This is a genomic window from Nostoc sp., assembly GCF_036917435.1.
Taxonomy (GTDB): domain Bacteria; phylum Cyanobacteriota; class Cyanobacteriia; order Cyanobacteriales; family Nostocaceae; genus Nostoc.
Genome location: NZ_JBALDM010000018.1, coordinates 140,145 through 162,661 on the forward strand (window position 1 = coordinate 140,145; position 22,517 = coordinate 162,661).

Genomic DNA, 22,517 nt, shown 5'->3' on the forward strand with positions numbered 1-22,517 from the left:
TCAACAGGGTAGAGCATTCACGTATTCTACACGCACTGAACAAGGTGCGATCACGGTCATTTTCTAAACCGTGACTGAAAATTAGCTGTATTTCTGACTGCGTTAGAACCTTGGCGCGTCCGTGCCGATTGATTTTCATCAGTAGACTGTTGACCCTACGATCCATAGCCTACTATTTTTTGACACCTGAACATTGAGCAATTAATATTGAATGGCATACTGGATATCAAAATATTATTACTTTGATACTTTACTCAATTAAGGTTTCAATTTTATTTGATATATTCATAAATATTTTTATAAAAATGGAAATTATGGATGGTATAAATGCGATTGAATTACTACAAGAACAACAATTGGACTTTATACACAGGCTTAAATATTCTTGTCTATTGGATTGTCAAATACCAGGTAAAAATAGTGAAACAACCTTCATTTCAGGAGAAAGCAAAATAAAGCAAATAGTTAGTTTTTGTCTTTCAATGTGTAATAAATATCCCTCTGAAGACCAGAAAAAAGTTTTTTTAAATAATTTTATAGGCAAGTTGGGAGAGGAGGCTGTCAAAAGCCGCTTAACTAATTTTATTGCTGAAGTTGACTATACAATCAAAAATGAGGGGGACGGTAAAGTTGATTTTAAGTTTGCTTTTGATTCAAACACAGGAGGAATTCAGGTTAAAACACGTAATGGCACTTATGATACTGTTAAGTGGTCAATAACTGAAAAAGAGATTGAAGCAAATACCTTTGTAGTTTGTATGTTAATTGAGAAAAATGTACAAATTGAAGAAATCAAAAATAATGAGAAAACTGAATATAAAATTATATCAGCAGGATTTCTGCCAATAGATTTAATTAAGAAAGAGTGTAAAACAGAATTTCAATTTACTATATATGAACTTTTGTATATTAGTGGATTAAATGCTTATCTCAACAAATTATCTGACTTGCAATTGGCGAAATTATTAGAGATGTGATTACTGATACTATTACCAGTAATCACATTAAAGCCAGCTGCTAAAAGTGAAAGATGCGCTTAAAGTTTTACATTTAAACGGTATATCAATCATCACAAGAACTCTAACCATCGTTTGAGCAAACCCTCTTGAAGTCAAAACAGTTTCCCGTTTGCTACACCATTAGGAACTCCTGGTAACAGTTCGCGATTAGCGGTCACTATTAGCTAGATAAATTAATTACTTTTTTATCAAAATAGGGAACACTAGAGATTAAGAAAGAATAACCAATTCTTTTTTGATAAAAGTTACAGATTGTTAACAATAAAATCTTTTTATTATGGAACTGAATTTAACTACTAAGATACCTAGACAAAAACCAACAAAATCATCTATAGAAGCTGCTAATGGAACAGCTACAATAGGCATAATAGTGACCTTGATGATGAGCAGTTTAATGATTTGCTTTGGAAAAACATCTACAATAGGTCTTGCAGGTTTGATAATTATAGTTTTTTTAGTTGGTGTTTTTGTTGTAAGTTTTTTACAAGAGTGGATTGAGCCAATTATAGCGACTCGACTTTTTATAGAGCGAAGTTTCAATGTTTATGATCACACCAAATATGCGGAATTTTATTTTAAAAATTCACATCGCTACTTGATTATGGTAAACGAGAATAATATTGAGATTTACGATCTTAAATCAGGAAATATTATTGTTAATCTCAACGAAGAAGCAGACGCAATATTACTTAGTCCTTTAAACAAATTTATTTTGACACAGAAACGTATTTTACACAAGGGATATCCGAACGTTCTAACTCAAATGTGGAATATTCATACATCTAGCTTAGTATTTAGTTTCATATCACGTTCTGCTTATTTAAAAGGCTTTATTTTTTATGAAAATGAAAAAATAGTTTTATACTGTAATAATAGTGCTAGGATTAATGATGGATATAATGAAACATCAGATGAAGACCCTAAATTGACTATCTGGCAAACAGAAACAGGTCAAATTATAGACAAGCATTGGTTTAATTATGAATCATATTCTGACAAAAAAGAATTAGAAATTCTAATAAAAAATTATTTAAAATCTCATAAAGAACTGGGACAATTAATAGATTATCAATACCCATTGTTAGATGATACTGATAACGAAAAAATTGCTATTGAACCTTATCGAACAAAAATAATCTTCCCATCATGCACAAAAACTTATGATGGTGGTACGCAATATGATCTGGCTAAACTTAAAGAATATGAATTTACGGAAAAAGCAACTTGTATTATAGTAAAAATCCCTCTTAAAGAAATAAAATCAGTAAATCAAAAGGTTTTTTAGAAGTCTTATCAAATGACATTTTGTTGAGCAATTCTGAATGCGAAAGCTATGACTAGCCAAAATCGTACCACCATAGAATTGTGATCGCTAACCAAAGCCCAATACCCAAGATACACAAAGTTGATAGGGCTATCGGGGTTTAATATTACATAACGCCCCTCTACATGGGAAGTTATTTCTTTATAAGGAGGAGCGTTATATAAATGCCTGAAACGCTTTAATTGCAAGGCTTAGAGCGATAATTAAGCGGGTTCTTGTTTTTTCAACTCTTGTATCAATGCTTGACATTGCTTACTAGCATCTCTGGCTTGTCGCATTAAATCAAGTCCTTGTTTCCGGTTTACTTTTGATACTTCTACGGATTGACGGCTTAACTCGGCTGCTTGTTTACCCAATTCCTTGATTTTGGCTTTGAGTTCTTGCATCATCTTTTAACCCTCTAGCTCTGAGATTACAGCATCCAAATTTTCCATTTGTTCATACAGCATATCCGCTCTAGTTTGGAGTAAACTAGCGTCATCAAAATCTTCTAACTCTAACTCAATTTCGGCAAGGTCGTATAATTCTCTTGTTATCACTTCGAGTTTTTCATACAGTCGTTTCAATGAGTTAAGCGTCGTTTGTTTCAACTCGGTACTACCTTATCTTGTAAAAATTATTCCCACCGGTAGATTTTATAAAGCAATGCTGCCACACGCTACCACCGCTACCGCCATGCGATCGCTGCTAGAGAACAGTGCGAGTGAACCCACGCTGCTAACAGTCAAGCCAGAAAACATCCGCCGCCTACGTGAGTTGATGAACAATTCCGAAGCCGATAGCGATGACTAGCTAAAAGCCGTTGTTACCATATCTAAAAATTCCCTGTTGTGCGATCGCGGTTGTTGTCTAAGCCGTGACTGAAGATTAGCTGTATCTCTGACTGCGTTAGAACTTTGGCGCATCCATGCCGATTGATTTTCATAGTCAGACTGTAGAACCTGTGATCCACAGCCTATAACGATTTGACACCGATTAGTCAGAATTGCTTGACCCAACTTAGTGAAGAGGCAGTGTAAGGTTAGCATCATAATACGAAAATTTGATAATAGATAAACCTTAAAATAAGGAATTGCCATTATCAAGTTTTTAATTGCAACCAACTATTGTACTAACCTTGATATCAACAATATCAACATTTAATTTTTTACGAAGAACGTTAAAAATTGCTGTTAAATTATCCATAGTAGGATTTCCTTTTGCAGAAAGCATCCTATGAAGACTTTTACTTGGTTTAGAAGTTTCAATTGCAAGTTCTTCAAAACCTACAGTCCCATTCACAAGTTCTTTCAATATAAGTCTTGCAGTGTCTGGTTCACCATTAACGAAAAGGGTAATTGCTTCCTTAAATAAAGCTGTTGCAAATTCAGGATCATGTTTAACTCTTAAGTTAACTGTTTCTTTAAAGTCTCTAGTAAGTTCCATATTAGCTACCTCTTCTTAGACCCTTTGCCTTTCTCTTCACTAGCTTCTTTTTTTCTGTTTTTGTACTCTTCGTACAATTCTTTAGCCCGATCAATATCAGCTTCCTGAGTTTTCTTTGTTCCGCCACCAAATAAGACTATAAGTTGCTTGCCTTCTTGAGCAAGATAAATTCGATATCCAGGCCCCCAATTAATTTTATACTCGCCAATTCCGTCAAACCATTTTACATTCGATGTATTGCCCAACTCAAGTCGTGACTTAGCCACTGTCACTTTAACCGCAGGAAAAGTATCTAAGCTATCGAACCATTCTTTATAAGGACTAGAACCATCTTCTTTAATGTATTCTTGAACTTTCATACTACACACCCCTATATAGTAACTTATATGTTACTATCTGTCAAGCCAGAAAACATACGTCGCCTCCACGAGTTGATGAACAATTCCGAAGTCGATAGTGATGACTAGCCAAAAGCCGTTGCAACCATATCTAAAAATTCCCTGTTGTGCGATCGCAGTCGCTAGCAAGGGAGACGCGGCAACGCCGTCATCGTCAGCAACGTAGTTGCCAGTCAAGCCACCGCGCCCAATTCGTAAGATGACCACGCGGCGATCGCACCCCAACATCTAAGAATTTTCCAATATCCAATCATGCACATAATCGGAAAATGACAGGACGAGAAGTTTCCCCAGCATCTCTCGAAAATTTGAAATTAGGAGCGGCACGATGCAAGGGTAAGGTCAGAATTACGGTAACGATACTTCCACAGACTAAGGAATGGCTAGCGCGTGGTGGTAACGTTAGCGAACGAACTGATGAGGTGGTGCGGCGAGTTATCGCTGGTGAGCTTGTGAAAAAATTGGATTAACGGCGGTGTGGTAATGATTCTGGATGCGATGCCTGCGGCGGGCGTAGCCATCGCTAACCTATCCCTCGCCACCAATTACAGCGATCGCACACAAAACAATTATATTTTATACTCCGAAGCGCTTATAAAAAGTTTCTTAAACTGCCAGAAATAATCGCCAATTCCCAATTTTTTGTAGCCAAAATCTAAGAAAATAAAAACGGCAATAGAGACTTAATGGATTAGCTGCAAAAACTTATATGGCTATTAATCGACGCAATTTCTTGTTTTTACTAACATCCGGTGCGGGTGCTTTTGTATTAGATGCTTGTGCATTGGCAGAGAAATCTCCTGATGGAAACGCTGCAACTCCTGAATCAACACCAAATACAAAAGGAAATGCAACACTAAATAAGGCAGGTACCATCCAACTACCGCCTTTACCTTACGCCTACGAAGCCCTGGAACCACACATCGATGCCAAAACGATGCAATTTCATCACGACAAACACCACGCAACTTATGTAAAAAACCTGAATACAGCTTTAGATAAACATCCAGAACTTAAAGGCAAAACTATTGAAGAACTGTTACAAAAGCTTGACAGTGTACCACAAGATATTCGCAAAATAGTACGCAATAATGGCGGTGGTCATGTGAACCACTCAATGTTCTGGGAAATTATGAAGCCAAAAGGTGGGGGAGAACCAACAGGAAATATAGCCTCCGCAATTAATCAAAGTTTTGGCAGTTTTGCAGCTTTCAAAAAACAGTTTAACGAAGCTGGTGCTGGTCGTTTTGGTAGTGGTTGGGTTTGGCTAGTGCGTAATAAAGGTGGCAAATTGGAAGTGACAACTACAGCTAACCAAGATAGTCCCTTAAGCGCAGGCAAATATCCCATCCTGGGTAACGATGTATGGGAACATGCATATTATCTCAATTACCAGAATCGTCGCCCTGATTATTTAGATGCTTGGTGGAACGTGGTTAATTGGGATGAGATCAATAAGCGGTTTGCAGTAGCCAGTAAATTAGCTTAAACGTTGGGATAAATGGAGAGATAGAAAAAATAAAAACTGATCTTCCGCTCCTATCAAAGTAATTCGTAATTATAACCAGTCGAAGCTTGTACTCTTTCTAATTACGAATTACGAATTATTCAAAGAGGCTTTTGAGTAGGTACACCAATAGCACGGGGAAACTGAATTGGTGTGGTGGCTAACTTACGCAAATACACACAGTGCCGGATGCTGTGGCTCAAGGGTGTTGTAAATTGTTCGATTGATTCAATAACACCACCCAACTGCTTCACCGCATTCTGCAAAGTTGTGCTTTCATCCTCTGTCCAATTACCACGATAAATTATGGCTAAACCTCCATGTTTGAGCAGTGGTAGAGTATATTCTGCACAAACAGAGACTGACCCTACAGCACGGATCAATGCAATATCATAAGCTCGTCGATGCTGTGGGTGATGACCAATTTCTTCAGCCCTACCAACAAAAGTTTTAGCATTGTTAAGGGCAAACTCGGTTAATATATCGTCGAGAAAAGTAATTTTTTTTCGAGTGGAATCGACAAGGGTAATTGTGCAATTAGGCACTGTAATTGTCACTGGAACACCCGGAAAACCTGCACCTGTACCGATATCAATAATAGTAGGGGAAGCCAAAGATAAATTTCCTGATAACAGGGGTACAATTCCTCGTAGAGAATCCCAGAGATGTTTTTCCCAAAACTCTTGGGGGTCAGTAATGCGAGTTAAATTTAGTTGGCGATTACCTTCTAGGATTAATTCATAAAGCCTTTGGAATTGCGCTTGCTGTTGGACAGTTGGTTGCCAATTCAGAGTTTTCTGCCAGATTTCTGCCATCTCAGGCAATAAGTTTGTCATTGGGAATTGGGAATTGGGCATTGGGCATGGGGCATTGGGCATGGGGCATGGGGCATTGGGAATTGAGTTATTAATTCTGCTCCCTTATCTCCCTCATCTCCCCCTTCATCCCGATGGTAGGGGTTCTTTGACTTTCGATTCTAGTGTCTTTGGGTCTACTGATTGTAGTTCACCGTGATTGAGTGTCCAGCAACGATCTGCGATCGCTAACAGATCGCCGGCATCGTGTGTAACTATCAATAGTGTCCAATCTTGTTTCAGCTTTGCTAATAAATTTACCAGTTGCCGACGCATTGACCAATCTAACCCGGCAGTGGGTTCATCCAATAATAGTAAATTTGGCTGGCGAATCAATTGTACTGCTAAAGCTAAACGTCTTTGCTGACCACCACTTAAAGCATGGGGGGCAGCAGAAAGCGATAAATGCTCTAATCCCACCTCCGTTAGGGCCTCTCTAACTCGTTCTGACCCTAACTCAGGATGTCCTAAACGCAATTCTTCTAAAATTGAACCACCGCAAAAGTGCCGTTCTGGAAACTGAAATACTAACCCAGCTAATTGTTGTAGCTGTTCGGCTATAAGTTCTTGTTCCCGCCAGAAGAGTGCGCCAGTAGTGGGTTCGGCTAGTCCTGACAAAATCTCTAGTAAGGTACTTTTTCCTGAACCACTGGGGCCAATAATTAGACCTAGCTGCTGCGGTGCTAATTCCAAGTTGATCGATTTAAGAATCGCTATTGGACACGCTGTAGGGTGATAATTTACATTTCGGAGATAGAGCATTTGTTAAGATTACCAAAAAGTCAGCAAATTACTGATTAGCTACACTGAGAGTACGTGGAAAATTCTGGAAAATTTTATAGTGCATTACCTGGATTAACAGCTTAATCTAGCAGCAAGAATCATCCAATTTTTCTCCATTGTGGCAGACTCACCTTTAAATAATGGCTATGACCAGCCTGGAAACATAGAAAAATTACCAAAGCTAACCTTTATATAAGAAAATTTAGGTTGAGGCAGAGGCAAGTTAAACAAATTGAAAGTGAACGCAAAAATGCTGCTAGCCTAAATAATGCTGGGGAATTGGGAATTGGGCATTGGGCATTGGGCATTGGGCAGAGGTGAGAAAAAATCTAGCGAACTCCCCCTTTGGTTCCCATGCTTCCTTATATCACCCATGCGCCATGCGCCATTCCCCATTCCCCATTCCCCATTTTGATATGCTTATTTGCAGAAGAGTAATTGAGGCATTAGACCAAAATGGAGATTCAGTTCCGCGAAATTAATCCTTTTGATATGTGGATTTGGCTGAAATTCAGTACAAATCCTTCTGCACGTGAAAAGCAGTATGTAGAAGAAGTTTTCAATTCCTGGTTTTATCTGGGTAAATTGGGTGCATTTAATGCAGAGAATCTTCAGGTGCAGGATACTGGACTCGATATCAGCTACATGAATTATGATGAGCAAGGGTATGACAAAAGCTTGTTAGCACTGATGCACAACATCGGTGAGTTTGAATATGAGGGACAGTGGGGACGTTGTTGGTTTGACTTAGGAACCAGTGATGCGATCGCTCTGGATATTTTAATTAACGCTCTCACCCAGCTAAGTCAGGAATATGTGACCATTGAAGAATTATATATCGGTGGCGAAAATTCAGATTGGTCTATTGAGGATAGCGAAAGCCGTCCTCAGTCTATTTACGATAATTAGTTACAAAAATGAATAAAGCAGGGGAAATTCGGGTAATAGCCTTGGGGCTAATTCGGGATGGCGAACGCATATTTATTTCTGAAGGCTACGATCCCGTAAAGCACGAAACATTTTATCGGGCTTTAGGCGGTGGAGTTGAATTTGGCGAAACTAGTGGCGACGCACTACAACGAGAGTTTCAAGAGGAAATTCAGGCAGAATTAACGAATATTAAATATCTAGGTTGTTTAGAGAACCTATTTATATTTAATGGTAGGCAAGGTCATGAAATTATTCAACTTTACCAATGTGACTTTGTTGATTCAAAATTTTATCAACTAGAAAGTTTAGTTTTTTCAGAATCACAAACTCATAAACATAAAGCATTATGGATGGATATCTCTCGCTTTAAATCTGGGGAATTCAAGTTAGTACCTGAAGGTTTTTTTGAGTATTTATAAATCATTTGAAAATTAACTAAGATTGCTTTACTGTTGATAATGCTACCGCACTCAGCAAAGATACAATATACTGGTTGAGACTAATGCATTCCCGTTCAGAAGTCTCAGCTAAACGCCTATGTAAAGATTTCGGCATCCGTAGTAGTAGTTTACCGCTATAGCTATCATTGCTACTTGCTAAGGGGATATTATCGCAGGGTTAGCGCGTCTCAAACCCTGTTGATAGATTTGCTTTGAATAAATACTCAAGAGAACTACGCAACGAATTTAAATTTGTTGCTAACTTAAACTCAATGACTGTAAAATCATCAGCCGAAAGAGCATGGTTAGCGATAGCAAGGTTTTACGATAACTGATGCTAGCTAGTATTTGTTTCGGCAATAGATTGAGTATTTTGCTAGTAAATTTGGATGTTTAGCTATTGCTGTAGCACCACATTACACGAGTCAAAAATATAGTAATTGTGGTGCAATTGTTAAAAAATCTCTATCAACTCGCACTCATGTTTGTATTTGTGGTTGCAATTTGCATAGAGACGAAAATGCAGCAATCAATATTTTAAATCTTGCTAGACTTGCTAGGGGAGGGCATCTCCGAAGTAACGCTGTAGGACTCATTGCCTCTACTCTTTTAGGCGAAAGCCTATTAGAGCAAGTGACGATGTAGATTACAGAATCCCCGTACCTTCAGGGCGGGGCTTGTACCTAGTACATAAGTGCTGAGTATTTTCTTTACTCACTCAGCACTCAGCACTCAGCACTCACGACTGAGTGTTGTCAATAGGCTTTGAGATGCGCTAGCCCCGTATTTAGCTCTCCTTTGAGCTATGTTAGTTAGTCCGATAGTTAAGAGCTATAGGAAATAGAGAATATTTCTCGCCACTAGGTAATGGGAATGAATCAGCAGCTAGACAAGCGTTTTGTAAAGTTAATCTTTAGACTAAAACAATCGCTTAGTCGAGGACACAGAGAATTGATTACTGCCGTCAGTGTAGCAGTCTGCGTCATGCTGTTGCACTCCATTGGATTATTGCAATCTTTGGAGTTTGCAGCTTTGGATCAATTGTTTCGCTCGCGTCCCAATGAACCGCCAGAAGAGCGGATTACGATTGTAGTAATTGATGAATCCTATTTAAACGAAATACGTTCGTGGCCGATTCCAGATACGAAGATTGCCCAATTGTTGCAAAAACTAAATGTCCACAAACCCCGTGCCATTGGCTTAGATCTCTATAGAAATTTGCCAGTACAGCCAGGGAACCAAGAACTGCGTAATGTTTATAAATCAATGCCAAACTTGATTGGTATTGAACTATTGACAAATGACAAAAACAAAAACTTTAGTGTTTTGCCTCCACAGGGACTGAATCAGAATCAAGTGGGCTTTAATAACCTGCTGTACGATCTTGATGGTAAAGTACGTCGCAGTTTGTTGTATTGGTACATTGATAATCAGCCACATGAAAGTTTTGCTTTGAAGTTAGCTTTATTGTATTTAAAGTCAAAGGGAATTACCCCCACAAAAGCAAAAAGTAACCCTAAGTATTTGCAATTGGGTAAAGCAGTATTTACTCGTTTTGAGGCTGATGATGGTGCTTATGTGAGAGCCGATGATAGAGGATACCAAATTCTGACCAATTTTCCCAAACCTAAATGTCAAAATTCATCTAGAGAATTTTGTAGTTTTCGCCAGGTATCGATAAAAGATGTATTAGCAGATAAAGTCCCAGAAAATTTAATCAAAGATCGGATTATACTCATTGGCTCTACTGCACCCAGTATCCAGGATTTTGTATTCATTCCCTACTCAAGCAATCTAATAGGTACGGCAAAGCCTGTACCCGGAATTCAACTGCAAGCTTATTTTATTAGTGAGTTAATCTCTGCTGCTGTTGATGGACGACCATTATTCCAATTCTGGACTGACTTGGTAGAATACTTGTGGATTTTTATCTGGTCTTATCTGGGAGCCATGACGACATGGCGGATGCGACATGCTACTAGGAGCCTGCTTTGTATCCTCGTTTCTTGCTTTGTATTGATCCTGACTACATATCTTGCTTTCTTGTACGGTTGGTGGATACCCCTTCTTCCCTCACTGTTTAGCTTTGGTAGTTCAGCTATTTGGATGATCAGTCATATTGCCCATATCCAGGAAGAGTGGAAACGTTCTAAAGAATTTTTACATCACGTAATCAACACGATTCCCGATCCCATTTTTGTTAAAAACGAAGAACACCAGTGGATTGTTTTAAATGAAGCTTATTGTCGATTTATTGGTTATCCGAATAAGTTGTTGATTGAAAAGTCAGACTATGACTTTTTCCCTAAGCATGAAGCTGATGTGTTTCGACAACAGGATGAACTTGTCTTCCGAACTCAAAAACCCCAGGAACATGAAGAAGAATTTACAAATGCAGATGGACAGACTCATCAAATTGCCACTAAGCGATCGCTCCACAAAGACTCAGCTGGCAATTTCTTTTTAGTTGGGGTCATCCGAGATATTACTCAGCGCAAGCTGATGGAGGAACAACTCAAGCGTAATGCTGCTGAACTATTCCGGTCTAACAATGAATTAAAACGCAAAGAAGACCACTTGCGTTATTTGGCGTATCATGACCCTCTGACAGGTTTATCCAATCGCAAATTTTTTGCCGAACAACTTTACGAGTCATTACATTGGGCACAACACAATAACCTGTTGCTGGGACTGCTGTTTATCGATCTGGATGGCTTTAAGCAAGTCAATGATAGTCTGGGTCACGAGACTGGCGATCGCTTGCTAATGACTATCGCTGGAAGACTCAGCAACTCTTTACGCACTAGTGATACAGTTTCTCGTTTGGGTGGCGATGAATTTACTATAATTTTGCGGGCAATTCCTAATGTCCAGATAGCTGCTAAAGTTGCCGAAAAAATCTTGAGCAGTATTGCCAAGCCAATTGTTTTGGATGGCTATGCAATCAGAATCTCTGCCAGTATTGGCATAAGTCTCTATCCATACAATAGTCAAGACAGTGAAACTTTGATTAAACAAGCAGATGCAGCAATGTATCGTGCCAAGCACCTGGGTAAAAATCGCTACGAGTTTGCTTAATTAGTCAAGAGTCAAGCCTCCAGGTTTTTTTAACTATAGTAAAAATTTTTACCCTAAAATTAGGAATGTGGACTTTAAACACGCGCAAAGCACTAGCTTGAAAAAGCATTTCGTACATGACTAGAGGTAGTTTTTTAGTCAAGATGAAGACTTAGCAGGGCTTTCTGATCTGATGACTAAAACTAAGAATATAGGTAAGAAAAAAATTAGTCACCAGAATCAATCAGAAAAATAATTATTTTATATTTTTATGTAATTATTTTTGCTCATAAAAATATACTTCTACTGGGTAGAAATATTACGGTATTTTTTAGTTTTATTATTTTTAAATCCTTACAATATAACAACTACGTTATTTTAGCTTTACATATCTTTACTCTGGTTAAAACGTAAATATACAAAAAAGCAAGTATTTTTTTATATTTTTTCAAATTGTTATTCATCAAACATAGTGTTTATACTTAAAAGTATTAAGATATCATTAATAAATAATGAATTAGGCAAAATGCTGATGTCGATCGATCAACATATCTAACTTTAGACTGATGTAAAAATGACTATTTAAGAATACTACTTAAGTATGCAAACTATTTAATACCAGCAGATAGAGGTCACTGCATAAGTAAAGACCACAGTTACTTGTAGTTTATTGGCAATAATTTAATAAAGTTCAAATATTTTGTCAAAAAAATCAGTAAATATACGTTGTCCAATAAAAAATACATTTAAAATGAAAAATTAGTAAATTTACTGAAATCTATGAAAACTAACTTCCGAATCACAAACATTACGATCTTATGTATAAGTGCTTACGTATTAATACCGAAAATTGCGGCTTATACGAGCATATTCAGTCCTGCAAGTGCTAATACTGTTGGTGCTACTAGCAGCAATACTTTAATTGCCCGCAAAGTCAATTCTCAAAATTTGAAAGACACATATATTCCACCAAATTATGGTGGCCCTGACAGTCAGCATGGTAGCGGCACTCGCTGATGGCAATTTTGGATTTTAGATTTGGTAAAGCAGCTTCAGGAGTGCCCAGTTGTGAGTAGTGAGTAGTGAGTCTTATTCCTTTGGGAGATAGCAAGGGTACTTTATTCAAGATGATATTGAAGATTTCCACCAATGATGTGTTTGCACAAGTGTGTGAACTTGCCAATTTGGGTCTGGTTGAGGATAGTCTAAACGGTAGTGTCCGCCTCGGCTTTCGGTTCTAAAAGCAGCACTTTTGAGAATTAAATCAGCCACATCTAATAAATTGCGGGTTTCTGCCCAAAGTCGCAATTGTCGTTCAACATCTGGTAAGTCAAAACTAGCTGGTTCTGTTGGGTGTAAAGCAAGTAAGAATTGACTTAAAGGCAAGGCAGCAAAATCTTGCTGCCAAGATTCAACAGTGGCGATCGCAGTTTCCAACTTTGATTGTTCTCGACAAATACCAGCACTTTCCCAGACTAGACGTGGTAACTTCTCTCTGAGTGCTTCTAGCTGTGTTTGCTGGATATGCCACTCACTAGCATCAACAATAAATTTCCGTGATGGCAGCACTGGTGTTTCTGACGGTAGCCCAATATTTTCCGACTCAATTTGACTCATCTGGGCCCCAAACACAATACATTCCAGCAGGGAATTACTGGCAAGGCGATTTGCTCCATGCACCCCCGTACTAGCGGTTTCACCCACCGCGTACAAACCAGGGATATTTGTGTGATTCATTAGATCCGCAACAATTCCACCCATCCAGTAATGGGCAGCAGGCGCTACAGGAATTGGTTCATGGAAGACATCAATTCCCCAATGCTGACAAACTTTAATGATGTTGGGAAAGCGGTGACGAATTTTGTCGGCGGGGATGGGGCGCATATCCAACCACACATGAGCAGTGGCTAAATCAACGGCGGTAAGTTGTAAATGGCTAAAAATTGCTCTACTGACCACATCTCTGGGTGCGAGTTCACCCGCAGGATGGTAGTCAAAGGCAAAACGCCGCCCTTCATTATCAACAAGGTGTGCGCCCTCGCCGCGTACAGCTTCGCTTATGAGAAAGCGATCGGCACCAGGTTTTGTTAGGGCTGTGGGGTGAAATTGCACAAATTCCAAATCACGGAGGATGGCCCCAGCCCGATATGCGATCGCTACTCCATCACCAGTACTCACAGCTGGGTTAGTAGTTTGGGCAAATACCTGACCGCCGCCGCCAGTTGCCAATATCACAGCACCAGCTTTAATCCATGCGATCGCACCTTGATAAAACAGGCTTATTCCCTGACAGCGACCGGTTTCGGGTTCAATCCACAAACTCAAAGCTAAAGCTTGCTGAATGACTTGAATATTTGGGCGACGTAATACTTGGGCGGTGAGGGTGGTTGTAACTTCCCTCCCTGTGGTGTCCGCAGCGTGGAGAACGCGATTTCGAGAATGGGCAGCTTCTAAAGTTAAAGCTAAGGCTTGACCATGACGGTCAAAAGCAACCCCCAAGTCAACTAGAGATTGAATGCAGTTAGGGGCAAGTTGGGCGAGAAATTCTACTGCGGTGCGATCGCATAAACCTGCGCCTGCCAGGATCGTATCTTCAATGTGTAGCGTGGGAGAATCTTCCGGGGAAACGGCTGCGGCAATACCACCTTGTGCCCAATCGCTAGCGGACAAAGCAACAGTTTCTTTGGTAATCAAGCCGACTCGCAACGACTCTGGTAGACACAGCGCTGTGTATAGTCCAGCAGCACCAGCGCCGACTACTAAGACATCAAATTGGCTAGGAATATCTATCTGAGGCAAGGTTAATGGGGGAAGGGGAAGGGGACAGGGGGAAGGGGATGGAGGGAAAACTTACTATTTCTCCCTCTACTCCCTACTTACATTCATCTGTAATAGAATAATCCCACTCCCTAGAATCAGGAGTGGGCTTTTATTTGCTACATTAACTGCAATTCAGTTATCTGTAGATGCCGTTGTTAAAGCGATCGTCTCCTTCGTTGAAGGCAGGTTCTAGTTCTGTGACGGTAAACTTATCCAAGTTGGCTTGCAAGGTTGCTTTTTGGCGATCGCTCAATCCTGGAAGATCCAATACATCCTCTACATTTTTGTAGGGAGCATTTGTGATGATTTTTTTAGCCAGGGTAGGATAAAGCCCTGGATACTGTTGAAAAGCTCGGACGTTGGTATTATTCAAATCAATTTTTTTACCAAATTCCGTTGCTAGCTTCTTATCTGCCCGATTCTGCCGCTCAATTGCCAAAATTGGGACTTGGGGAAAAGCAAAACTGTTGAAACTAGCAGCTTGGGCTATCTGAGTTGTTCCCAACCATCCCCAGCAACTAAGTAACAAACTAAACACTGTTAATAAACGCGCCAATCCTTTCACGATTTTCTACCTCTTTCCATCAAACAGAAATAAAAGTTTTAAGCTAACAGTGGTCATTAGTCATTAGTCACTAGTCATTAGTCAGAGTGCTAAGGATAAAGGACAAAGGACAAAGGACAAAACCTGATAGCTTAATTAACACAGCAGTCATCAGAAACTAATATACAGCGTATTAATATCCACAATATTTACTGTTACTGGGTTTGATTGTGGTTTTGACAAAATTTTTATCGGGATCGGAGTGTCTAAATAGCTGTAATAGCCTTCTATCAATGATTCTGCTAGGATTCCCTGCAAGATGAAATCTTTTCGGGGTGGCTGATTCTAGCTTCTAAAGAGACAGAAAACCGTGCGATGTCTAAATACCGAATACCCTAGCAAGAAAATTTGAGGGTGATGGACTGTTATGTAATATTTCTTAACTAATTAATTATCTATAGCATCATTCTTGATGTGCCGTAGACTGACTAGAAAAAGTTTTGCTAAGAGAAGCCTAGACGATTCTTCAGCGTACCTTCTTCATGCGGCGATCGCAGCTAACAAAAACAGGCTGTCTACCAAAATTGTGCTTAAAACTGCACCACCAAAGGCATACCAATGTCTTTGCTTTCCACCTAAAGCGAAAATTCCGACTGTTAGCAGCACTAAGGCGAGAATTATCGCCCAACTTTGTCCCCAAGGTGTTTGTACTTGCATCAGGGCATTTTGTAAAATTTGTGGTGCTAAATCTGCATCTACTCTCATAATTTGCCTCCAGTAAGGCATCAAGTCTGCTAGATAAAAATACACGTCTGTTAAAACAGTACCGAGTAAAGAGCCTAAATAAAACCAGCTACCAACCTTGCCCCAATTCTTCGCCAGACACCAGCAAGCAAATGGCAATCCTATAGATTCTACTGGTAGATGCAATACAGGTTCCCAACGCAACCAGCCCCAGTAAATCGCCCCTGCTAACCAACTCCAGCTAAATCCTAATAGTAAATCTCCCCAGACATAAGTTGCAGGACGTGACATTAATGTAAAACTTAGCCACACCCAAAATGCTGTCAGCGCTAAACTGAGAGTTGGTAGCGATCGCACTATTGGCGCTTCTACAAATACTGGCACTGATACCAAAAACACCGCCGCCGCAAATACTAACCAATTTTGTCGAGCAGAAATAGATAAAGGTAAAGAGAGTGCAGATTCCAATTGCCTGATGCCATTCTGCCCAGTATCAGCCAAATTCAACTCAGTATCAATCGAAGGGGTAGAAGCAGTGTAGGACGACAGTGTATTATTAATCAAAGTTTTTAATATTTGTTACTAAACTTTATCTTATTTAAGATATCACATTTTAAAATCCCCCCCTGGGGCATTGTAATTATACTGAAATTTCGGGGAGCGCGGCTGCAAACCAGACAAAACATTCTGCGTCAGACTAATCCATTCAAGTTCCACTATGTACAAAGCTGCTCTGTAGTTTCTTGTATATAGGGGACTACAGAGAGATGAAAGGTAAAATCTAACAGTTAAAAAGTGAAGGGCATCAACCTGCTAAATATTAAAGTTTGATGAATTGCCAAAATTTCGTTGACTTATTCAAGTGGGTGTAAGAACATAGTCAGCGTCTTGGATGATGTTATCGATCGGTAAAATCGAATTTCTATAAGATTAGGTGCAGTAGAGAGTATATAAAGCAACATCATCTAGACAATCAATGTTCATAATGATGTCTATAAAAGGAAAAAGGTATTAATTGCTATGGAGTTTATTCAAGCTTTTATTTTGGGTATTGTTCAAGGTATTACAGAGTTTTTGCCAATTAGTAGCACTGCACATTTGCTGATTTTTACCAAAATATTTGGTTGGAAAGAGTTAGGTTCTAAAGATTTTGTGGATGCCATTCAATTTGGCAGCGTTATCGCAATTGTGGGGTATTTCTGGTCGCTGATTTCTAGTATTATCAGAGGTGGAATCGAAGCACTAAAAGAGAAAGACTGGCAACGCGAAGAGTGGAAAATTATTGTGGGAATTTTAGTAGGAACATTGCCTGCCTTAATTTTTGGCTTTCTTTTGAAAGACATTCTCCCAGAAAGCGCCTTAATTATTGCCATCATGTCAATCATCATGGCACTTTTACTAGCGTTGGCAGAAAAAATTGGCACTCGCAAGCGAGGCTTCGATTCATTGCAGATTCGGGATGGGATTTTAGTTGGCTTGGGACAAACACTTGCTTTAATCCCCGGCGCTTCTCGTTCTGGATCGACGTTGACAACTGCCTTATTTTTAGGATTAGAACGCGATACAGCAGCGAAATTCTCATTTTTGTTAGGATTTCCAACTCTTACCATTGCTACGCTGTATAAAAGTTTGAAAATCTTCAAATTATTTCAAGCCCACGAGTTGCCCGATAACATTGTGGGCTTGTTAATTGTAGGGATTATTTCAACCTTTATTTTTTCCTACCTATCAATTGCATTTTTAATCAAGTACTTAGCAACCAAAAACACATTGGTTTTTGTTTGGTACAGATTAGCATTCGGTAGTGCTATTTTAGCTGCGATCGCAGCAGGCTGGAAAGGATAATTTCATAGTTGTCATTTGTTTAAGGGATTTCCAAGAAATAAAGTATCCAAGAAAACGAACCACAGAGACAAGGCAGCGCAGTCTTGGGGGTTTCCCCCATGAGCGACTGCCGTGCAGAGGACACGGAGAGATGAAGAAGAGAGAGGATTATTGTATGAGATTTTTGGATATTTTTTAATTTGGAAGTCCCAATTCCCAATGCCCAATGCCCAATGCCCAATTCCCAATTCCCAATGAATATTAATCCTGCCCGAATTACCAAGGTTATCCCAGACTCAATAGCCGCAGAGATTGGCTTTGAAGCTGGGGATGCGATCGTTGCAATCAATGGTACACGTCCCCGCGATTTAATTGATTATCAGTTTTTGTGTGCTGATGAAGTTTTAGAACTAGAAGTTTTAGATGCTACTGGTAAAACTCATAGCCTAGAAATTGAAAAAGATTACGATCAAGACTTGGGGCTAGAATTTGAAACCGCCCTATTTGATGGCTTAATTCAGTGTAATAATCGCTGTCCATTTTGCTTTATCGATCAACAGCCACCAGGTAAGCGCACCAGCTTGTATTTGAAAGACGACGATTACCGTCTGAGCTTTTTGTACGGTTCTTATCTTACCCTAACCAATTTGACAGAGAGAGAGTGGCAGCGAATTGAACAAATGCGCTTGTCTCCGTTGTATGTTTCTGTCCATGCGACAGAAGCTGATGTAAGAATTAGACTACTAAAAAATCAGCGTGCGGGACAAATTTTACAACAACTAAAGTGGTTTCAAAAAAGGCGATTACAAATTCACGCTCAAGTTGTTGTTTGTCCTGGTATAAATGATGGCAATCATTTAGAAAAAACCCTCAAAGATTTAACATCTTTTCATACTGGTGAAGTCCCTGCAGTGGTATCGGTGGCAGTTGTGCCAGTTGGGTTGACACGGTTTCGCCCTCAAGAAGATGAACTCATACCCGTAACTAAAGAAAAAGCCCAAGAGGTGATTTCCCAAGTGCAAATGCTTTCACGGCAATTTCGCCAACAATTTGGTTCTAGCGTCGTTTGGTTAGCTGATGAGTGGTTTTTGATTGCAGGCGAGGAATTACCCAGCGAGTCAGAATATGAAGAATATCCTCAAATTGATAACGGAGTTGGTTCGATTCAACTATTTATCAAGCAATTTGCCACCGTTGCAGCAGAATTACTTCCGTCAAAAGTATATCCTCAAAGAAAGTTGACTTGGGTAGTTGGCAACGCCGTAGAAAAAGCATTTCAACCTATTTTGAAACGCTTAAATTGTGTTGAAGGTTTAGAAGTGAATATGCGTGCTTTATGTAGTGATTATTGGGGACAAACCATCAGTGTAACCGGATTACTAACTGGTCATGATTTGCTTTTAAATTTGGAAAATCAAGATTTAGGTGATGGGATTTTGCTACCGAATGTCATGTTAAAAAATGGTGAATTAGTGTTTTTAGATGACATGAGCATTGAGGAATTAGCTAGGAGACTAAATACAAAAATTTTCCCAGTTGCAGGTGTAGAAGATTTAATCAAAAACTGTACTTTTAATTATGCTCAGGTTTAGTTATCAAAGATCAGTTGTTTTTCGGAGGTAATTTGTTGTTATGCTGGATGATAAATAAGAAGTAATGATTAATAATTAATCCACTGAGGAGTCAGTAGTGAAGAATCGGAAAGAATTTCATGAAAAGGCAAATTTCCAAATAAAGAAAGCCGGATTCTTCATTTTAAGTTTTAACTTTTTAATTTTAAATAGTTTTAGTATTTTGCCAGTAACGGCGGCGACTGAAGAACCTGTATTGAGTGTAGTGCATAGCCAAGAAAATGCGAATCAATGGACAGGGATAACTGACCGCTTGCAGACAATAGGGATGAAATATTGTGTAATTTCTCTAGATGATGTGAAGAATAGTGCAGACTGGGGCGATCGCAGAGTATTATTTTTGCCAAACGTCGAGACATTAACGCCAACCCAAGCGATCGCTCTCGAAGAATGGATGAGTAACGGAGGGCGCTTGATTGCTAGTGGCCCTGTGGGTAGTTTGTCATCGGCAGGAGTGCGGCAGTTATTGCGATCGCTCTTGGGAGGTTATTGGGGATTCAGCCTCAGTGACATAGAACAGATCAAACCCACAAAAACCAATAGCTCAGAATGGGCAAATCAAACTGAACTCTTTGGCAAAATACGCGGCGGCGTTGTGATTCCTAATGATATGGGCGCTCAATCTACTGCTATTTGGAATTCCAAAGATAATCCAGCCGCCGTAGTGACAACCGAGCGTACCACCTTTTTGGGCTGGCGTTGGGGAACAGATACAGCCTCAGCAGCAGAATTAGATAATGCCTGGTTAAAAGCTTCTATAAATCATTATTTGACAGCGCCAGCACCATCGAATCGGATGAAAAAAGTAGCAGGAGGTTCGCCAAACTGCTCTACAACAGTAGCCTCTGCACCAAGAGAGCAACAGAGCAGTTCATCCCCCTCATCCCCCTCATCCCTTCCTCCTAAAACTGCCACTGCTCCCACACCAAGAGCGCTTCCTATAGTTAAACCCCCAAGTTCCCAAGAGGCGATCGATCAGTTAGAACAGGCGGTGCGTCTAGATGTTGCACCTAACTCCAATGAGCCGATTGACAGCAATCAAGCGATCGCTCTCCAGCAAGAGCTAGAAAATCTCATTGGTCGGGTGGAAAGCGCTAATTTAGCGGTGTCAGCCGATGCAGTTAAAGAAGGCGTTGGGATATCTGAGGGAAAACAGTCCTCTAGGAATTTGCACACCTACACCCCCCAATCTGTCAAGGAGCAGCCAATACAATTAGCCTCAACTAAATTGGGTGGGCTAGCTAGAACCAAAGACCAAGCCTTGGCACAAGTAAGGGTAATTTCCAAGAACTTACCCCAATTGATTGCTCAAAAAAACTATGCTTTGGCTCGTCAGCAATGGCTGGTAGCAAAGACACTTTTGTGGCAGCAATTTCCCGTCGATCGGAGGTTGGCTCAACCAGAAATTCGGGCAGTTTGGTTAGATCGAGGGACAATTGTTCGTGCTGGTAGCAAGGCGGGACTAGCCCAGATTTTTGATCGCCTAGCCCAAACTGGGATTAATACTGTCTTCTTTGAAACTGTTAATGCTGGCTATACAATTTATCCCAGCCAAGTTGCAAAAGAGCAAAACCCATTAATTCATGGATGGAACCCACTAGAAGATGCAGTGAAATTAGCCCATGAGCGCGACATGGAATTACACGCTTGGGTTTGGACTTTTGCTGCTGGCAATCAACGGCACAATCAGATTCTCAACCTTAATCCAAATTATCCAGGCCCAGTGCTGGCGGCTCATCCCGATTGGGCAAACTACGATAATCTTGGCAATATGATTCCCGTTGGGCAAACTAAACCATTCTTTGACCCAGCCAACCCCGAAGTGCGGCAATACTTACTCAAGCTGTATGAGGAAATCGTTACTCGCTATGACGTGGATGGTTTACAGCTAGACTACATTCGCTACCCCTTTCAAGATCCATCAGCAGGTCGAACTTACGGCTATGGCAAAGCTGCAAGAGAGCAGTTTCAGCAACTTACTGGTGTAGATCCGATAAATATTTCCCCCAGTCAACCAGAACTATGGCAAAAGTGGACAACATTTCGCACCGAGCAAGTTGATAGTTTTGTTGCCCAAGTTTCAGAGCAGTTGCGACAAAAACGACCGAATTTGATTTTGTCGGTTGCAGTATTTCCTCTACCAGAACAAGAGCGAATTCAGAAAATTCAACAAAACTGGGAAACTTGGGCAAGGCGGGGAGATGTGGATTTAATCGTTCCCATGACTTATGCTCTGGATACTTCTCGCTTCCAACGACTAGCCCAACCCTGGATCGCCTCTAAACAATTGGGAGCTACATTGTTAGTACCGGGAATTCGCTTACTTTCTTTACCAACAATCGGGACATTCGATCAACTCCAGTTAGTAAGGGACTTGCCAGTTAGTGGTTACGCACTCTTTGCCGCAGAGAATTTTAACAACGATCTACAAAAACTTTTTATTAGCACCCAAGGTAGAGTTCAATCTACAAAAAGAGAACCGATTCCTCACCGCCAACCTTTTGAAACTGCCGCCATCCGTTACACCGCGCTGCAACGAGAATGGAAATTTGTTTTTCAAAATGACCCACTAGAAAGACCTGCCCAGACAATATCAGATTTTAACAACCAGGCAGAAGTTTTACGCAGTGCTTTAAATCAGCTTGCTGCTTCCCCTTCTCCTAGTAAGTTGCTAGTGGCAAAAGCATCTCTAACTCGATTCCAGTCTCAATTTCGGGTATTGATGAGCCAAGAAATTAAGTCGAATTCCTATCAAGTCAAAGTTTGGGAAAATCGGCTTGTAACTATAGAAAGGCTATTGCGTTATGGCGAACGACGAGTGCAGATGCATCCCTAGTCAAGAGGCAGAGGAGTAGGGAAAGCATAAAGATCAGGACTTACGCAAAAAATTGCCCCTACTACGTGTGGTTTTGCGTAAGTTCAAAAAATGTCTAATGCCCTATACGCTATGTCCAACTAACTATATACAGCGTATTGCGGGTAAATTAAGTACACGGTTAGGGGCACAACATGTTGTGCCCCTACGATGATCTGTACTTCACCAAGTTGCAATCTGCTGTATGAGCTACTTTGTAATTCTTAACACAATTTTTGTCGTCTTTATATACCAAATAAAATCACTTCTTTAGGGTAAAAATATTGGAGAATACTTCAGATAAGCAGCTTTATATAGCTATTTTTTGACAATGACTATTGTAAAAATCTATGCAAACTTTAC

At 40.0% G+C, this 22,517-nt stretch carries 27 protein-coding genes; 14 read left to right on the plus strand and 13 right to left on the minus strand.

From position 1 onward, the window contains the following. Positions 1 to 305 precede the first annotated feature (305 nt). Together V7K98_RS07900 and V7K98_RS07905 are read left to right on the plus strand one after the other, a co-directional pair. Complete coding sequence (locus V7K98_RS07900) at positions 306 to 977, plus strand: hypothetical protein (RefSeq protein ID WP_335020461.1); 672 nt, start codon at positions 306 to 308, stop codon at positions 975 to 977. 319 nt (positions 978 to 1,296) lie between these two features. Next, the gene (locus tag V7K98_RS07905; protein ID WP_335020463.1) at positions 1,297 to 2,304 is read left to right on the plus strand and encodes a hypothetical protein; all 1,008 of its coding nucleotides are present in this window, start codon (positions 1,297 to 1,299) and stop codon (positions 2,302 to 2,304) included. Between the two features lie 242 nt (positions 2,305 to 2,546). Here the strand turns inward: V7K98_RS07905 and V7K98_RS07910 are convergent, their stop codons facing one another. Together V7K98_RS07910 and V7K98_RS07915 are read right to left on the minus strand one after the other, a co-directional pair. Then, positions 2,547 to 2,732 carry a hypothetical protein gene (locus tag V7K98_RS07910; RefSeq protein WP_335020465.1) on the minus strand — a complete coding sequence of 62 codons (186 nt, stop codon included), beginning with the start codon at positions 2,730 to 2,732 and terminating at the stop codon, positions 2,547 to 2,549. 3 nt (positions 2,733 to 2,735) lie between these two features. Further along, a complete protein-coding gene (locus V7K98_RS07915) occupies positions 2,736 to 2,933 on the minus strand; it encodes a hypothetical protein (protein WP_335020467.1) in 198 nt (65 codons plus the stop codon). Between the two features lie 55 nt (positions 2,934 to 2,988). Between V7K98_RS07915 and V7K98_RS07920 the strand changes: the two genes are divergently transcribed. After that, positions 2,989 to 3,135, plus strand: coding sequence for a hypothetical protein (locus tag V7K98_RS07920; protein WP_335020469.1), 147 nt, complete (start codon positions 2,989 to 2,991; stop codon positions 3,133 to 3,135). Here the strand turns inward: V7K98_RS07920 and V7K98_RS28885 are convergent. From V7K98_RS28885 to V7K98_RS07940, 4 genes are read right to left on the minus strand one after another with little or no spacing between them, the layout of a single operon-like run. Beyond that, a complete protein-coding gene (locus V7K98_RS28885) occupies positions 3,132 to 3,374 on the minus strand; it encodes a hypothetical protein (protein ID WP_442940402.1) in 243 nt (80 codons plus the stop codon). The genes V7K98_RS07920 and V7K98_RS28885 overlap by 4 nt on opposite strands. A 58-nt stretch (positions 3,375 to 3,432) precedes the next feature. Further along, the gene (locus tag V7K98_RS07930; RefSeq protein WP_334864743.1) at positions 3,433 to 3,768 is read right to left on the minus strand and encodes a helix-turn-helix domain-containing transcriptional regulator; all 336 of its coding nucleotides are present in this window, start codon (positions 3,766 to 3,768) and stop codon (positions 3,433 to 3,435) included. A gap of 5 nt (positions 3,769 to 3,773) precedes the next feature. Next, positions 3,774 to 4,127, minus strand: coding sequence for a type II toxin-antitoxin system RelE/ParE family toxin (locus V7K98_RS07935; RefSeq protein ID WP_335020471.1), 354 nt, complete (start codon positions 4,125 to 4,127; stop codon positions 3,774 to 3,776). Positions 4,128 to 4,160: 33 nt separating this feature from the next. Beyond that, a complete protein-coding gene (locus V7K98_RS07940; protein ID WP_335020473.1) occupies positions 4,161 to 4,394 on the minus strand; it encodes a hypothetical protein in 234 nt (77 codons plus the stop codon). Between the two features lie 41 nt (positions 4,395 to 4,435). Here V7K98_RS07940 and V7K98_RS07945 point away from each other — a divergent pair, with 41 nt between their 5' ends. Continuing rightward, positions 4,436 to 4,636: a hypothetical protein gene (locus V7K98_RS07945; RefSeq protein ID WP_335020475.1), complete on the plus strand. Its 201-nt coding sequence runs from the start codon at positions 4,436 to 4,438 to the stop codon at positions 4,634 to 4,636. A gap of 239 nt (positions 4,637 to 4,875) precedes the next feature. After that, the gene (locus V7K98_RS07950; protein ID WP_335020476.1) at positions 4,876 to 5,655 is read left to right on the plus strand and encodes a superoxide dismutase; all 780 of its coding nucleotides are present in this window, start codon (positions 4,876 to 4,878) and stop codon (positions 5,653 to 5,655) included. A gap of 119 nt (positions 5,656 to 5,774) precedes the next feature. Here V7K98_RS07950 and rsmG read toward each other — a convergent pair whose 3' ends face one another. The 3 genes from rsmG to V7K98_RS07965 form a co-directional block, all read right to left on the minus strand. Then, on the minus strand, positions 5,775 to 6,509 hold the full coding sequence (gene rsmG, locus V7K98_RS07955) for a 16S rRNA (guanine(527)-N(7))-methyltransferase RsmG (RefSeq protein WP_335020586.1): 735 nt from the start codon (positions 6,507 to 6,509) through the stop codon (positions 5,775 to 5,777). A gap of 105 nt (positions 6,510 to 6,614) precedes the next feature. Continuing rightward, positions 6,615 to 7,289 carry an ABC transporter ATP-binding protein gene (locus V7K98_RS07960; protein ID WP_335020478.1) on the minus strand — a complete coding sequence of 225 codons (675 nt, stop codon included), beginning with the start codon at positions 7,287 to 7,289 and terminating at the stop codon, positions 6,615 to 6,617. A 282-nt stretch (positions 7,290 to 7,571) separates the two neighbouring features. Further along, positions 7,572 to 7,706, minus strand: coding sequence for a hypothetical protein (locus V7K98_RS07965; protein WP_335020480.1), 135 nt, complete (start codon positions 7,704 to 7,706; stop codon positions 7,572 to 7,574). 60 nt (positions 7,707 to 7,766) lie between these two features. Between V7K98_RS07965 and V7K98_RS07970 the strand changes: the two genes are divergently transcribed. Then, positions 7,767 to 8,219, plus strand: coding sequence for a DUF3531 family protein (locus V7K98_RS07970; protein WP_335020482.1), 453 nt, complete (start codon positions 7,767 to 7,769; stop codon positions 8,217 to 8,219). An 8-nt stretch (positions 8,220 to 8,227) separates the two neighbouring features. Beyond that, positions 8,228 to 8,659: an NUDIX hydrolase gene (locus V7K98_RS07975; RefSeq protein ID WP_335020484.1), complete on the plus strand. Its 432-nt coding sequence runs from the start codon at positions 8,228 to 8,230 to the stop codon at positions 8,657 to 8,659. A 16-nt stretch (positions 8,660 to 8,675) separates the two neighbouring features. On the opposite strand, the gene V7K98_RS07980 is transcribed toward V7K98_RS07975, so the two are convergent. After that, the gene (locus V7K98_RS07980; RefSeq protein ID WP_335020588.1) at positions 8,676 to 8,846 is read right to left on the minus strand and encodes a toxin-antitoxin system HicB family antitoxin; all 171 of its coding nucleotides are present in this window, start codon (positions 8,844 to 8,846) and stop codon (positions 8,676 to 8,678) included. Positions 8,847 to 9,079: 233 nt separating this feature from the next. Here V7K98_RS07980 and V7K98_RS07985 point away from each other — a divergent pair, with 233 nt between their 5' ends. From V7K98_RS07985 to V7K98_RS07995, 3 genes are all read left to right on the plus strand, one after another. Next, on the plus strand, positions 9,080 to 9,325 hold the full coding sequence (locus V7K98_RS07985; protein WP_442940404.1) for a zinc ribbon domain-containing protein: 246 nt from the start codon (positions 9,080 to 9,082) through the stop codon (positions 9,323 to 9,325). A gap of 228 nt (positions 9,326 to 9,553) precedes the next feature. Further along, on the plus strand, positions 9,554 to 11,758 hold the full coding sequence (locus V7K98_RS07990) for a CHASE2 domain-containing protein (RefSeq protein ID WP_335020486.1): 2,205 nt from the start codon (positions 9,554 to 9,556) through the stop codon (positions 11,756 to 11,758). Between the two features lie 759 nt (positions 11,759 to 12,517). Continuing rightward, complete coding sequence (locus tag V7K98_RS07995) at positions 12,518 to 12,754, plus strand: hypothetical protein (protein ID WP_335020488.1); 237 nt, start codon at positions 12,518 to 12,520, stop codon at positions 12,752 to 12,754. 105 nt (positions 12,755 to 12,859) lie between these two features. On the opposite strand, the gene nadB is transcribed toward V7K98_RS07995, so the two are convergent. The 3 genes from nadB to V7K98_RS08010 form a co-directional block, all read right to left on the minus strand. Continuing rightward, on the minus strand, positions 12,860 to 14,536 hold the full coding sequence (nadB, locus tag V7K98_RS08000) for an L-aspartate oxidase (RefSeq protein ID WP_335020490.1): 1,677 nt from the start codon (positions 14,534 to 14,536) through the stop codon (positions 12,860 to 12,862). Positions 14,537 to 14,693: 157 nt separating this feature from the next. Beyond that, positions 14,694 to 15,122, minus strand: a complete 429-nt coding sequence (gene psbU, locus V7K98_RS08005) for a photosystem II complex extrinsic protein PsbU (RefSeq protein WP_335020492.1) — start codon at positions 15,120 to 15,122, stop codon at positions 14,694 to 14,696. A gap of 519 nt (positions 15,123 to 15,641) precedes the next feature. Then, positions 15,642 to 16,409 carry a DUF3120 domain-containing protein gene (locus tag V7K98_RS08010; RefSeq protein WP_335020493.1) on the minus strand — a complete coding sequence of 256 codons (768 nt, stop codon included), beginning with the start codon at positions 16,407 to 16,409 and terminating at the stop codon, positions 15,642 to 15,644. 456 nt (positions 16,410 to 16,865) lie between these two features. Between V7K98_RS08010 and V7K98_RS08015 the strand changes: the two genes are divergently transcribed. From V7K98_RS08015 to V7K98_RS08030, 4 genes are all read left to right on the plus strand, one after another. Then, positions 16,866 to 17,690 carry an undecaprenyl-diphosphate phosphatase gene (locus V7K98_RS08015; RefSeq protein WP_335020495.1) on the plus strand — a complete coding sequence of 275 codons (825 nt, stop codon included), beginning with the start codon at positions 16,866 to 16,868 and terminating at the stop codon, positions 17,688 to 17,690. Positions 17,691 to 17,801: 111 nt separating this feature from the next. After that, positions 17,802 to 17,927, plus strand: coding sequence for a hypothetical protein (locus tag V7K98_RS08020; RefSeq protein WP_335020497.1), 126 nt, complete (start codon positions 17,802 to 17,804; stop codon positions 17,925 to 17,927). Then, positions 17,903 to 19,261: a TIGR03279 family radical SAM protein gene (locus V7K98_RS08025; protein ID WP_335020499.1), complete on the plus strand. Its 1,359-nt coding sequence runs from the start codon at positions 17,903 to 17,905 to the stop codon at positions 19,259 to 19,261. The genes V7K98_RS08020 and V7K98_RS08025 overlap by 25 nt, the downstream gene beginning before the upstream one ends. A 97-nt stretch (positions 19,262 to 19,358) precedes the next feature. Further along, positions 19,359 to 22,136: a family 10 glycosylhydrolase gene (locus V7K98_RS08030; protein ID WP_335020501.1), complete on the plus strand. Its 2,778-nt coding sequence runs from the start codon at positions 19,359 to 19,361 to the stop codon at positions 22,134 to 22,136. Positions 22,137 to 22,517: the final 381 nt, after the last annotated feature.